Below are 11,665 nucleotides of genomic sequence, written 5' to 3'. Positions count from 1 at the left end.
TCAGCCCCTCGGCCTGAGAAGGTCTGCCATGGCGTCGCCCAGAAGCGAGAAGCCGAGGCCGGTCAGAACGATGGCGATGCCGGGCATCAGGCTGAGCCACCAGGCGGTGGTGATGAAATTCCGCCCCTCGGCGATCAGCACGCCCCATTCCGCCTGCGGCGGCTGCGCGCCGAGGCCGAGATAGCCGAGCGAGGAGCCGAGGAGGATGGCGAGCGCCATGTCGGTCATCCAGTAGACGATCACGGGGGTGATGGCGTTGGGCAGAAGGTGGCGGAAGATGATGCGCCGGTCGGAATAGCCCATGACAAGGCCCGCGGCGGCATAATCATTGCCCATCTGGCCGATGATCTCGGCCCGCATCAGGCGGGCATAATAGACCCAGCCCACCAGCGTGATCGCGATATACATGTTGATCAGCCCCGGCCCCAGAACCGCGACGACGGCGATGACGAGGACGAGGAAGGGAAAGGTGATGATCGCATCGACGAAGCGACCGAAGATCATGTCGGCAACGCCCCGGTAGTAGCCCACAAGCGCGCCGACGGTCACGCCGATGACCAGCGCGAAGACGGTGGCAAGGATCGCCATCTGCATGTTGATCCGGTAGGCCCAGATCACCCGCGAGAAGGCGTCGCGCCCGAGCATGTCGGTGCCGAACGGATGGGCGGCCGAAGGCGGCTGGCCCACCGCCGTATAGTCGATGAAATTCGGATCATAGGGCGCGAAGAGACCGGGGAAAAGCGCCAGGAGCGTCGAGAACCCGATGATCGCCGCGCCCAAAAGGAAACCCGGTCGGCGCAGCGCCAGCCCGAGGCGCGAGCGGCTTTTCGGCAAGGATAGGGTCGTTTCGGTCATGTCAGCCGCATCCTGGGGTCAAGCCAGCTTTGCACGAGGTCGGTCAGAAGGAAGACCGCCGAGACGAGGACGGCGAAGGTGAGCGTCAGGCCCTGGATGAGCGGATAGTCGCGGGCGAAGATCGCCTCGAGCATCAGCCGCCCGACGCCCGGCACGGCGAAGACCGTCTCGGTCACCAGCGTGCCGCTCATCAGGTTGCCGATCGAGAGGCCGAGGAGCGTGACGGTCGAGATCAGCGCGTTCCTGAGCACATGGCGGCCGAGGATCAGCCGCGAGGACAGGCCCTTGGCGCGGGCGAACTGGACATATTCGGCGTCCAGAACCTCGATGATCGAGGCGCGCAGGTTCCGCATCACGATGGCGGAAGTGTAAAGCGCGATGGTCATCGCGGGCAGGAAAAGCTGGTGGAGGTTTTCGAAGAAACCATGCCCGATGCCGCCGACCGGGAAGAGGCGCGCGCGGGCGGCGAGGAAGGTCAGAAGGACGAGGCCGATATAGAAGACCGGCATCGAAAGCCCGACCTGAAACACCGCGCGGATCGCGGCGTCGGGCCAGCGGCCACGATTGAGCGCGGCGACGAAGGCCAGAGGCCCGGCGATGAGCAGCGAGAGGGTCACGGCGTAGAGCGTGAGGAAGGCGGTGGTCGGCAACCGGTCGAGGATCACGCCGAGTGCGGGCGCCTTCATCAGGATCGAGCGGCCGAGATCGCCCTGCAACGTGTTGGTGAGGAACAGCCAGAACTGCACGAGCAACGGTTCATTGAGGCCCAGCCGTTCGCGGATCGCCGCAAGGTCGGCGTCGGAGGCCTTGTCACCGGCGATGGCGATGGCCGGATCGCCGGGCAGCAGACGGACCAGCAGGAAGATGATCACCATCACGATGGCAAAGGTCGGCACCATCAGAAGGAGCCGCTTTGCTATGTAGGCCAGACTTTGCATGGAACCTCGGGGAAAGGGGGCGCCGCCGCGGGGGGCGTTCGGGGGAACGGTGCGGCGGCGCTTGCGGTCAGCCTCAGCGGCTGACCGTCGCCTCTTCGAAGACATTGGCGCCGAGCGGGGTCTGGACATAGCCCGAGACCTCATTCGACACAGCGACCGCGAAGGGGGTTTCGTACATGAAAAGGAGCGGCGCGGCCTCGGCATAGATCTTCTGCATCTGCGCGAATGCGTCGGTGCGCTTGGCCGGGTCCATCTCGGTCTGCGCCGCTTCATAGAGGCCGTTGAAGGTCGCATCCTCCCAGCCGGTGCCCACGGCGTTCGCGGTCGGCGTATGGCCGAGCCAGCCGACGACCTGGCTGGCGTCGTTCACGTCGTTGACCCAGCCGTAGGTGTGGATGTCGAACTCGCCCGAGCGGTTCTTGGCGCCGCGGGTCGGGCCGTCGACCTGCTCGACCACCAGATCGATGCCGAGGGGTGCCCACATCTGCTGAAGCGCGGCGAAGATCGTCGCATCGTCGGCGGAACCGGCAAGCGTGGTGAAGGTGATCTTCGTGCCCTGGGGCAGACCGGCCTCGGCGATCAGCGCCTTGGCCTTTTCGAGGTCATAGCCATAGAGCGGGTCCATGTTGACCGCATCCTGCGTCGCCGCCGCCATCAGGGGCGAGGACATCGGCTTGCCCGCGCCATGGAGGACAAGGCCGATGAGCGCCGCCTTGTCGGTCGCGTAGTTCAAGGCCTGGCGGACGCGGACATCGGCGAGCGGGTTGGGCGAACCGTCGGCGCGCGTGGCGCGGACGTTGATCGGCGAATAGATGATCCGGGTCGAGGGGAAGAGCTCCATATTGAGCTTTTCGTCGGCCTTGAGTTCCGCCACCCGGGCGAAGGGCACGAACTCGGCCACATCGACCTCGCCCGCCTGCAGCTTCAGGATGCGGGTCGCGTCATCGGGGATGACCTGGAAATGCACGCCGTCGAGATAGGGCAAGGGCTTGCCGTCGGCGCCCTGGCGCCAGTAGCCCTTGTTGGCGCAGAAATCCATCGTCGCGCCCTGTTCGAAGCCGCAGAGATAGAAGGGGCCGGAGCCGACGCCCGGGCCGCCCTTGGCGAAGATCGCGGCGGATTTTTCCTGGTCGGTCGCGCCGGGTGCAGCATCGAAGGCGGCCTTCGAGACGATGGCAGTGTTGAAGGTCGCGAGCATCGTCAGGATCGTCGGATCGGGGGTCTTCAGCGCGATGGTGATCCTGTCTCCATCAGCGGCCACGCTGTCGATCGAGCCGATGAGACCGGCCCAGGACGACAGATCCCCATTGCGCGCCCGGTCGAGCGAAAAGACGACATCGGCCCCGGTCAACGGGCTGCCGTCGGCGAAGGTCAAGCCGGAGCGCAATTTCAGCGTCACGCTCTTGCCGTCGGCGGCAAGCTCGTAGCTTTCGGCAAGGCCCGGTTCCACCGATTTGCCGTCGGCGCCGAGGCGCAGGAGCGTGTCGAAGAGGCTGCCGACCATCCAGATGTCGGGGTTGCGGTCGGCATAGATCGGATCGACGAGCTGCGATCCGTCATAGCGCGCGAAGTTGAGGATACCGCCGCGGTCCTGCGCGGCGGCAGGGGTGCCGAGGACGGCGGCAAGCGCGAGGGCCGAGGCGATGCGCCGGGTATTCATGGTGACCTCCCAGTCGTTTTGGTTGTGTTGATTCGACTTTGTGTAAGCCTGAATAAACGACTTCTGCAAAATACTATAATTTTTTTTAGTGTTGATACAGAAGAAGTCAGTGGCCGGGCCGGACCACCCCGCCCCGTGGCAGTCAGGCGCATCGGCTGGAACCGATTTCTTGAAAGAAATCGGACCGGAGCCTTCGAAGGCTCCGGACGGAGTTTTCGAAAACTCCGTCTGCCTTGTGGCGGGGTCGCGCCGGGCTCAGGCCTTCTGCGCGGGCCTGCGCACCGGAGAGGTGGTCACCCAGAGCTCGACCGATCCTTCATCACCGAGCACGATCGAATGATGCGGGCGGGTCGTGTCGTGGTGGATGCAGTCGCCGGGTTCGAGCAGATGGGTCTCGTCGTCCAGACGATATTCGAGCCGCCCGGAGAGGAGATGCAGGAAGGCCTCGCCGGTATGGCACATCTTCTCTGAGACGTGGCCGGCCGGGCGATGGACGATCTGGGGGTGCATGAGCGCGCCCGCGAAACCGGGGCCCAGCATCTCGTAGAACCGCCGCTCGGCCCCCAGAGTGAAGGTGCGGCGCTTGTCGTGCGGCACATGGGCGGCGAAATCCTCGGGCACGCTGACAAGCTGTTCGATCGTCGTCTGCAGCGCCGCCGCGATGGCCATGAGCGACGACAGCGAGGGCGCGGACAGGCCGCGTTCGACCTGCGAGATGAAGCCTGTCGTCAGTTCGGCGGCCGAGGCCACCGCTTCGAGCGTCATGCCGAGCACCTTGCGGCGGTGGCGGATCGCGCGGCCGAGCGGCGGCACCTCGGGCGCCTTGCGCGGGCGCTTCGCCGGTTTCTGGTCCATCTGCTCCTCCCCGAGCGGTCCGGCCAACAAGCAGGCCACTAAAACTGATTTTAGTATATCTAAACTGACCCTGGCGGAAAGGTAAAGGTGAAGCTGCGCAGACCTCTTGCGGGCGCAGCGCACTTCGCACAGGGTGCCGCGGCAAAGCGGGAGGGGACGATGGCGGCAGGTCTGGTGTGTCTGGTGGCGGCCTATGTGCTGAGCCAGTTCTTCCGCACGTTCCTTGCGGTCATGAGCCCGGTTCTCGGCGCGGAGGTCGGGGCGGGGCCGGACGATCTGGCGATGGCATCGAGCCTGTGGTTCATCGCCTTTGCCGCCATGCAGTTTCCGGTGGGCGCCGCGCTCGACCGGGTCGGGCCGCGGCGCACGGCGGCGGTGCTTCTGGCCGCGGGCGGCGGGGGGGGCGCGCTGGTCTTCGCGCTTGCGACGGCACCCTGGCATCTGTGGCTGGCGATGGTGCTGATCGGCATCGGCTGTTCGCCCGTGCTGATGGCCTCTTATTTCATCTTCGCGCGGGTCTATCCGCCGAAGATGTTCGGGGCGCTTGCCGGGCTGACGGTCGGGGTCGGATCGCTGGGCGTGATCATCGGGTCGGCGCCGCTGGCCTGGATCATCGGCGCAATCGGCTGGCGGGCGGCGCTTGGCGCGCTGGCGGTGATCGCGCTTGCGGTCGCGGGCGGCATCTTCCTTCTGGCGCGCGACCCCGAACCGGCGGCCGACGCGCGGGCGGAGACGGGCACCTTCGGCGAGCTTTTCGCCATCCGCGCGCTCTGGCCGGTGGCGGCGCTGATGTTCGTGGCCTATGCGCCGGCGGCGATGATCCGCGGGCTTTGGGCCGGGCCCTATCTGGGCGAGGTCTACGGCGCCGATGTGGCAGGCATCGGCTGGGCGACATTGGTGATGAGCCTCGCGATGGTGGCGGGCAATCTGGTGATCGGGCCGCTTGACCGGCTGGTCGGATCGCGGAAATGGAGTGTCGTGGGCTGCGTCAGCCTGTCGGCGCTGGCGCTCGGCACGCTTGCCTGGGCCCCGGCGGCGGGGTTCTGGACGGCGGCTGTCCTGCTGGCCGTGCACGGCTTCTTCGGCGCCACCTACCCCGCGATCATGGCCCATGGCCGCAGCTTCCTGCCGCCGCATCTGATCGGACGGGGGGTGAGTTTCATCAATCTCTTCTCGATCGGCGGGGCGGGGGTGATGCAGTTCGCCTCGCGCCCGGTCTATCGCGCGCTGGAGGGCGGCAGCGCCGAGGCGACCTTCCGGGGCCTCTTCCTCTTCTTCCTCGTGCCGCTTCTCGCCGGTCTGGCGATCTACCTTTTCAGTCGCGACGAACGGGTCTAGTCAGGGGGGATGCAAAGCCCGCCCCTCCGCGACATCGCCGTCATCGCCCCGAACCTGAAACGCCGCCTGTCGGGCGTGACGACGACCGTGGTGCGGCTTCTGCCCTTGCAGGCGGGCATGATCGGCATCGTGGCGACGGGCCCGGGGCTACCCGCCCAACTGCCGCATCTGGCGCTGTGGCGGTGCTTCCTTGTCCCGCGCGACCGCTGGCGTGTGTGGCACGCACGGCGGAATACCGAGATGGCGCTGGGGCTGATCTTGCGCCACCTGTTCCGGCGAAAGCTGAAGCTTCTCTTCACCTCGGCCGCCCAGCGCCACCACAAAGGTTTCACGAAATGGCTGATCCGGCGGATGGACCGGGTGGTGGCGACCTCGCCGCAGGCGGCATCGTATCTTGAAGTGCCCGCAACGGTGGTGATGCATGGCGTCGATTGCGGCGTATTCGAACCGGCGGCGGACAAGCGGGCCCTGCGGCGCGAGCTGGGATTGCCCGAGAATGCGTGCCTCATCGGCTGTTTCGGGCGGATACGCGCGCAGAAGGGTGTCGATCTGATGGTCGATGCCGCGCTCGCGCTTCTGCCGGAGCGACCCGATGTGCAGATGATCTTCACCGGTCGTGTGACGGACGATCAGAAGGGCTTCTTCGAGGAACAGCGGGCGCGGCTGACAGCCGCCGGTATCGCCGACCGTGTGCATTTTCTGGGCGAGATCGACTGGGACGCGGTGGCGAAACATTACCGGACGCTCGATCTGTTCTGCGCGCCCGCGCGCTGGGAAGGGTTCGGGCTGACGCCCTTGGAAGCCATGGCTTCCGGCGTGCCCGTCGTCGCCTCGCGCGTCGGTGCCTTCGAGGCGCTGATCAGGCCGGGCGAGACGGGCACACTGGTGCCGCCCGGCGATGCGGCGGCGCTGACCGAGGCGATCCGCGACTGCATCGACGATCGCGTGCGGCTTGCCGCCGCCGGACCGGTCGCGCGGGCGCATGTCGAGGCGAACCACCGGATCGAGAGCGAGGCCGAGCGGCTGGTCGCGATCTATCGCGAGATGCTGGCATGAACCGGCTGTCGTTCCTTCTGGCGCGCACGCTGAGGCAGGAGGCGCCGCTGAGGGCGCTGTCGGCGGGGCGGGCGAGCCTGATGGCGGAGCTTGACGACAAGCGGGTGGCGCTCGTGGGCAATGCGCGGTCGCTGGCGGACGCCACCTTCGGGGCCGGGATCGATGCGGCGGATATCGTGATCCGCATCAACCGGGCGCCGATGCCCTCTGCCGCCTCGCATGGCACGCGGACCGACTGGCTGGCGCTGGCGACCTCGATCGGAGCAGCGGACTTGGCCCGGGTGAAGCCCGCGCGCATCCTGTGGATGTCGCACAAGAGGAAGCGGCTGTCGTGGCGGGTGGCCTCCTCGCCGGGCTTCTACCTGCATCCGCTGGAGGAGTTCGGGCGGCTGAAACAGGCGCTTGGCGCGCCGCCGACGACCGGGCTGATGATGATCGACCTTCTGGCGGCGAGCGGCTTGGCGCAACTCACGCTCCATGGATTCGATTTCTTCGCCTCGCTCTCGCTGACCGGCAGCCGGACGGCAGATCAGGTGCCGCATGATTTCGCGGCAGAGGCGGCCTTCGTGGCCGATCTGATGGCCCGCGATGGACGCATTTCGCGGCAGGGTTCCCACGGGTAACTTCGCAAATGCCGCGCTGCCGCATCTTTCGCTTTTATTGCCCAAACTGATCGGATAAGGGGCCTCTTTGGAAGAAGGAGAACCCCAGATGGGCTACAAGGTCGTTGTCGCCGGCGCCACGGGGAATGTGGGCCGTGAAATGCTGAATATCCTCGCGGAACGGGAGTTCCCGGTGGACGAGATTGCCGCACTTGCCTCGCGCAAATCGCTCGGCACCGAAGTCAGCTTTGGCGACAAGACACTCAAGACCAGGGACCTGGACACGTTCGATTTCACCGGCTGGGACATCGCGCTCTTCGCGGTCGGTTCGGACGCGACGAAGATCTATGCGCCGAAGGCGGCAGCCGCGGGCTGTGTCGTCATCGATAACTCGTCCTTGTACCGCTACGACCCCGACGTGCCGCTGATCGTGCCGGAGGTGAATGCCGATGCGATCGAGGGCTACCGCAAGAAGAACATCATCGCCAACCCCAATTGTTCGACCGCGCAGATGGTGGTGGCGCTGAAGCCCATTCATGACCGGGCGAAGATCACCCGCGTGGTCGTCGCGACCTACCAGTCGGTGTCGGGCGCGGGCAAGGAAGGGATCGACGAGTTGTGGGATCAGACCAAGTCTATCTACAACCCGGTTTCCGAAGTACCGCCGAAGAAATTTTCCAAGCAGATCGCCTTCAACGTCATTCCCCATATCGACGTCTTCCTCGACGATGGCTCGACCAAGGAAGAATGGAAGATGGTGGCCGAGACCAAGAAGATCCTCGACAAGTCGATCAAGGTCACCGCGACCTGCGTGCGCGTGCCGGTGTTCGTCGGCCATTCCGAGGCGGTGAATGTCGAGACCGAGGATTTCCTCGACTGGCAGGAAGCGCAGGACATATTGCGCGAGGCGCCGGGGGTGATGGTCGTCGACAAGCGCGAGGCGGGCGGCTACATCACGCCCATTGAATGCGTGGGCGAATATGCGACCTATGTCAGCCGGGTGCGGCAGGATTCGACCATCGACAACGGCCTGTCGATGTGGGTCGTGTCGGACAACCTGCGCAAGGGCGCGGCGCTGAACGCGGTGCAGATCGCGGAATTGCTGGGCAGCCGCTGCCTGAAGAAGGGCTAACCTTTCGTTAACCAGAATCGGATGAGGGTTTCGGTCATGGATATGGCCGAGACCCTTTTCTTGTGCGACCGCGGCCAGTGGCAGCGCTTCACCGCGCTCTGCCGCGATGCCGACCAGACACCGGGCACAGTTCTGCGCGACCTCATCCGGCTGGAAATCCAGCGGCGGGAGCGCAGGGCAGCGAGGAGTGACGAAGTCATCGACGAGCGGCTCCTCGGGCGCCTTCGGCTTCTCGTCGCAGAGGCCCTTGTGGAGGCAAGCAGTTGGGCAGAGGCGCAGGCGCGCCTTCGGGCGCGCGGCCTCGGCTATGCGCCAAAGGGTGGCGGGCTTGTCCTCATCGACGCGGAGACGGGCGAAGTGCTCTGCAAGGGATCCGAGGCCGGGCCCGGTTATCTCGACCTCGTCCGCCGGTTCGGCGCGGGCTTTCCGGACCACCCCAGACCGGGGCTCGCGCTGACCGCGCTCCTTCAAGGCCGGAATACCCGACCGGCGGGTCCGCAGATCAACGTTGCAACCGGGAGAGAAACAACCAAGATCGGCGCATCGCCGCGCGTCTGACCTTCGAGCCCTTCAGGCAACGAAGGATCGGGGCGCGGCTCACGCCACCGGTCACGAGGTTTTCATGCGTCCGCTTTTTCTCCCGCTCATCCTCCTGCCGCTGCCGCTTCAGGCCGAGACCCTGTCGCGCCTCGCCGATCCGGCGCGCGCCACGGTCTACCCGATGGGGGCGAGTGTCGTCTGGCAGGTCGAGGCCGATCTTGCCGAAGGCGCCAACCGGCTTGCCGTCACCGGCCTGCCTGCCGACACCGACCCGCTGACGCTCAGGATCGACGCGCCCGATAGTGTCGCGCTCGGCCCGGTGACGCTGGCGATGGAACGTCTGCCGGACCTGCCCGAGGACGCAACTCTGAAAGAGTTGCGCGCAGAGGTCGCAGCATTAGAAGACGCTCTCGCCAAGAAAGAGGCAGGTGTCAACGCGATCCGGGCGCGGGCGGATGCGGCACGCGCGCAGGTCGACTTCCTGAAGGGCCTCGGCAATGCCGGGATGCCCGGCGCCAGTGTGGAGGCTTTGGCGGCGGCAACTGCGCTGGTGGGCGAGAAAGTGCTGGCGGCTCGCGAGGCGGCGATTGCCGCGGAAGAGGAGGCCCGTCAGGCGGATCGCGCGCTGACCCCGGACCGCGAGGTGCTGGCGGCAGCGCGGCTGGCACTGGAGGCTAAGCTCGCCGAGCCTGCCGACGGCGGCCTTCTGACGCTTGACGTGACGGCGGCGGCGGCCGGGCCTGCGGTGTTCGAAGTCACGACCTTCGTCGGCGACGCTGGCTGGCTGCCGGTCTATGACCTCTTCCTGACGAGTGGCGGCACTCCCTCGCTGGCCATCGAGCGCGGGGTCGCGGTAACGCAGATCAGCGGGCGGGACTGGGCGGGCATCGACCTCACGCTCTCGACCGCCCAGCCCGGGCGCCGGGCGGAACCGTATGGCATCTGGCCGGACCATCGCCAGATCGTCAGCGAGGAGGCGCTGAAGGCTGCGATGGCAGACGACTATGGCGTCGGCGGCATGGCAGCGCCGGTGGTGGAAGAGGCGGTCGTCGAGTACGATCGCTCTGGAAATCCGATGGTCGGCTATCAGGGCGCGACGGTGGTCTATCACTTCCCCGGCCAGATCGACCTGCGCAGCGGCTCGGACGCGCTGCGGCTGCCGCTCGGGCAGATGGTTGCGACACCGGAGTTGTACGCCGTCGCCGTACCGCTTCGGGAAGAAACGGCCTACCGCTATGCCAGCTTCCGCAACGAGGGGACCGAGCCTTTGCTGCCCGGCAGTGCCGCCCTTTATCTCGACGGTGCCTATGTGGCCGACGGCGCCCTGCCGATGATCGTGCCCGGCGGCGAGGTCGATCTGGCCTATGGGGTGCTTGACGGCATCACGCTCGACCGCACGATGCCCGACCGGATGGAGGGGCAGGAAGGCCTTCTCACATCATCCAACCACCGGGAAGAGGCGGTGACGATCACGGTCGAGAACCTGACCGGCGAGGCCTGGCCCCTGCGGCTGTATGATCACGTGCCCTATTCGGAACAGAAGGACCTCGCGATCAGCTTCACGGCCGATCCCGCGCCCACCGTCACCGACGACGAGGGCAAACGCGGCATCCTGCGCTGGGATTTCGATCTTGCGGCTGGGGCGAAGCAGGTGATCAGCCTCAAGGCCTCGCTGCGCTGGCCGGACGGATATGTGCTGCAATAGGCCCTGTGCGCGGCCGCTCTTCGCCCCTCGCAGGGCTCATCGCTTCAGCGAAGAGAGCCGCAAGGCTCGATGAGCGGCCCGGCCGGGTGTACGGAGGGCGCAGGCCCTGCTCAATCCCGCAAGAGATCGTTGATCGAGGTCTTCGCCCGTGTCTGGGCGTCGACCTTCTTCACGATCACCGCGCAGTAAAGGTTGATACCGCCCTTCGAGGGCATGGACCCGGCCACGACGACCGACCCGGCGGGCACCTCGCCGTACATCACGTCACCCGTCTCGCGGTCGACAATCTTGGTCGACTTGCCGATATAGACCCCCATGCCGAGGACCGCGCCTTCGCGCACGATGCAGCCTTCGACCACTTCGGAGCGCGCGCCGATGAAGCAATTGTCCTCGATGATCGTGGGGCCCGCCTGCATCGGTTCCAGAACGCCGCCGATGCCGACGCCGCCCGACAGATGCACGTTCTTGCCGATCTGCGCGCAGGAACCCACCGTAGCCCAGCCATCGACCATCGAGCCTTCATCGACATAGGCGCCGAGGTTGACGAACGAGGGCATCAGCACCACGCCCCTCGCGATATAGGCCGAGCGGCGGACGATCGAGCCCGGCACGGCGCGAAAACCCGCCGCGCGCCACTGGTTCTCGCCCCAGCCTTCGAATTTCGAAGGCACCTTGTCCCACCAGGTGGCCTTGCCGTTGCCGCCGGGGATGACCTCCATGTCATTGAGCCGGAAGGACAGAAGGACGGCCTTCTTCGCCCACTGGTTCACATGCCAGTCGCCATTGGCGCGCCGTTCGGCCACGCGCAGCGTTCCCTTGTCGAGCGCCTCGAGCGTCGCCTCGACCGCCTCGCGCACCTCGCCCTTGGTGGTCAGGCCGATCGTATCGCGCGCCTCCCAGGCGGCTTCGATGGCACTCTCCAGCGCTTCATTCGACATGGGCGGTCCCTTTCCTTCACGTAGCGGCAAATTGGCCTATAGTGAT

11 protein-coding genes are annotated in these 11,665 nt (G+C 66.3%); 6 read left to right on the top strand and 5 right to left on the bottom strand.

Annotation, left to right across the window (positions count from 1 at the left end; all coding sequences use genetic code 11):
- The 4 genes from P0645_RS06640 to P0645_RS06625 form a co-directional block, all read right to left on the bottom strand.
- The gene (locus tag P0645_RS06640; RefSeq protein WP_284163795.1) at positions 1 to 855 is read right to left on the bottom strand and encodes an ABC transporter permease; all 855 of its coding nucleotides are present in this window, start codon (positions 853 to 855) and stop codon (positions 1 to 3) included.
- Complete coding sequence (locus tag P0645_RS06635) at positions 852 to 1,793, bottom strand: ABC transporter permease (RefSeq protein ID WP_284163794.1); 942 nt, start codon at positions 1,791 to 1,793, stop codon at positions 852 to 854. Before P0645_RS06635 ends, P0645_RS06640 begins: the two co-directional genes overlap by 4 nt.
- A 73-nt stretch (positions 1,794 to 1,866) precedes the next feature.
- Positions 1,867 to 3,453, bottom strand: a complete 1,587-nt coding sequence (locus P0645_RS06630) for an ABC transporter substrate-binding protein (protein WP_284163793.1) — start codon at positions 3,451 to 3,453, stop codon at positions 1,867 to 1,869.
- Positions 3,454 to 3,708: 255 nt separating this feature from the next.
- Positions 3,709 to 4,308: a helix-turn-helix domain-containing protein gene (locus P0645_RS06625; protein ID WP_284163792.1), complete on the bottom strand. Its 600-nt coding sequence runs from the start codon at positions 4,306 to 4,308 to the stop codon at positions 3,709 to 3,711.
- Positions 4,309 to 4,467: 159 nt separating this feature from the next.
- On the opposite strand from P0645_RS06625, the gene P0645_RS06620 reads away from it, so the two are divergent.
- The 6 genes from P0645_RS06620 to P0645_RS06595 all read left to right on the top strand — a co-directional run bounded on the left by P0645_RS06620 (position 4,468) and on the right by P0645_RS06595 (position 10,681).
- Positions 4,468 to 5,646, top strand: coding sequence for an MFS transporter (locus P0645_RS06620; RefSeq protein WP_284163791.1), 1,179 nt, complete (start codon positions 4,468 to 4,470; stop codon positions 5,644 to 5,646).
- A gap of 9 nt (positions 5,647 to 5,655) precedes the next feature.
- A complete protein-coding gene (locus P0645_RS06615) occupies positions 5,656 to 6,702 on the top strand; it encodes a glycosyltransferase family 4 protein (protein WP_284163790.1) in 1,047 nt (348 codons plus the stop codon).
- On the top strand, positions 6,699 to 7,325 hold the full coding sequence (locus tag P0645_RS06610) for a glycosyltransferase family 29 protein (RefSeq protein ID WP_284163789.1): 627 nt from the start codon (positions 6,699 to 6,701) through the stop codon (positions 7,323 to 7,325). Before P0645_RS06615 ends, P0645_RS06610 begins: the two co-directional genes overlap by 4 nt.
- A gap of 88 nt (positions 7,326 to 7,413) precedes the next feature.
- Entirely contained in the window at positions 7,414 to 8,436 is a 1,023-nt protein-coding gene (locus tag P0645_RS06605; RefSeq protein WP_284163788.1) for an aspartate-semialdehyde dehydrogenase, read from the top strand.
- A gap of 42 nt (positions 8,437 to 8,478) precedes the next feature.
- A complete protein-coding gene (locus P0645_RS06600) occupies positions 8,479 to 8,994 on the top strand; it encodes a hypothetical protein (protein ID WP_284163787.1) in 516 nt (171 codons plus the stop codon).
- 64 nt (positions 8,995 to 9,058) lie between these two features.
- Positions 9,059 to 10,681: a DUF4139 domain-containing protein gene (locus P0645_RS06595; RefSeq protein ID WP_284163786.1), complete on the top strand. Its 1,623-nt coding sequence runs from the start codon at positions 9,059 to 9,061 to the stop codon at positions 10,679 to 10,681.
- 110 nt (positions 10,682 to 10,791) lie between these two features.
- On the opposite strand, the gene dapD is transcribed toward P0645_RS06595, so the two are convergent.
- Positions 10,792 to 11,619, bottom strand: coding sequence for a 2,3,4,5-tetrahydropyridine-2,6-dicarboxylate N-succinyltransferase (dapD, locus tag P0645_RS06590; RefSeq protein WP_284163785.1), 828 nt, complete (start codon positions 11,617 to 11,619; stop codon positions 10,792 to 10,794).
- Positions 11,620 to 11,665 lie beyond the last annotated feature (46 nt).

The organism is Frigidibacter sp. SD6-1, from assembly GCF_030143255.1.
In the GTDB taxonomy this organism is placed as follows: domain Bacteria; phylum Pseudomonadota; class Alphaproteobacteria; order Rhodobacterales; family Rhodobacteraceae; genus TMP-24.
Note: the sequence above shows the minus strand (reverse complement) of the source record. Positions and strands in the feature narration are given on the sequence as shown.

What these genes read in the sequence shown, in the direction of transcription:
- P0645_RS06640 (WP_284163795.1), bottom strand. Translation starts at nt 855, where the DNA reads ATGACCGAAACGACCCTATCCTTGCCGAAAAGCCGCTCGCGCCTCGGG.
- P0645_RS06635 (WP_284163794.1), bottom strand. Translation starts at nt 1,793, where the DNA reads ATGCAAAGTCTGGCCTACATAGCAAAGCGGCTCCTTCTGATGGTGCCG.
- P0645_RS06630 (WP_284163793.1), bottom strand. Translation starts at nt 3,453, where the DNA reads ATGAATACCCGGCGCATCGCCTCGGCCCTCGCGCTTGCCGCCGTCCTC.
- P0645_RS06625 (WP_284163792.1), bottom strand. Translation starts at nt 4,308, where the DNA reads ATGGACCAGAAACCGGCGAAGCGCCCGCGCAAGGCGCCCGAGGTGCCG.
- P0645_RS06620 (WP_284163791.1), top strand. Translation starts at nt 4,468, where the DNA reads ATGGCGGCAGGTCTGGTGTGTCTGGTGGCGGCCTATGTGCTGAGCCAG.
- P0645_RS06615 (WP_284163790.1), top strand. Translation starts at nt 5,656, where the DNA reads ATGCAAAGCCCGCCCCTCCGCGACATCGCCGTCATCGCCCCGAACCTG.
- P0645_RS06610 (WP_284163789.1), top strand. Translation starts at nt 6,699, where the DNA reads ATGAACCGGCTGTCGTTCCTTCTGGCGCGCACGCTGAGGCAGGAGGCG.
- P0645_RS06605 (WP_284163788.1), top strand. Translation starts at nt 7,414, where the DNA reads ATGGGCTACAAGGTCGTTGTCGCCGGCGCCACGGGGAATGTGGGCCGT.
- P0645_RS06600 (WP_284163787.1), top strand. Translation starts at nt 8,479, where the DNA reads ATGGCCGAGACCCTTTTCTTGTGCGACCGCGGCCAGTGGCAGCGCTTC.
- P0645_RS06595 (WP_284163786.1), top strand. Translation starts at nt 9,059, where the DNA reads ATGCGTCCGCTTTTTCTCCCGCTCATCCTCCTGCCGCTGCCGCTTCAG.
- dapD (WP_284163785.1), bottom strand. Translation starts at nt 11,619, where the DNA reads ATGTCGAATGAAGCGCTGGAGAGTGCCATCGAAGCCGCCTGGGAGGCG.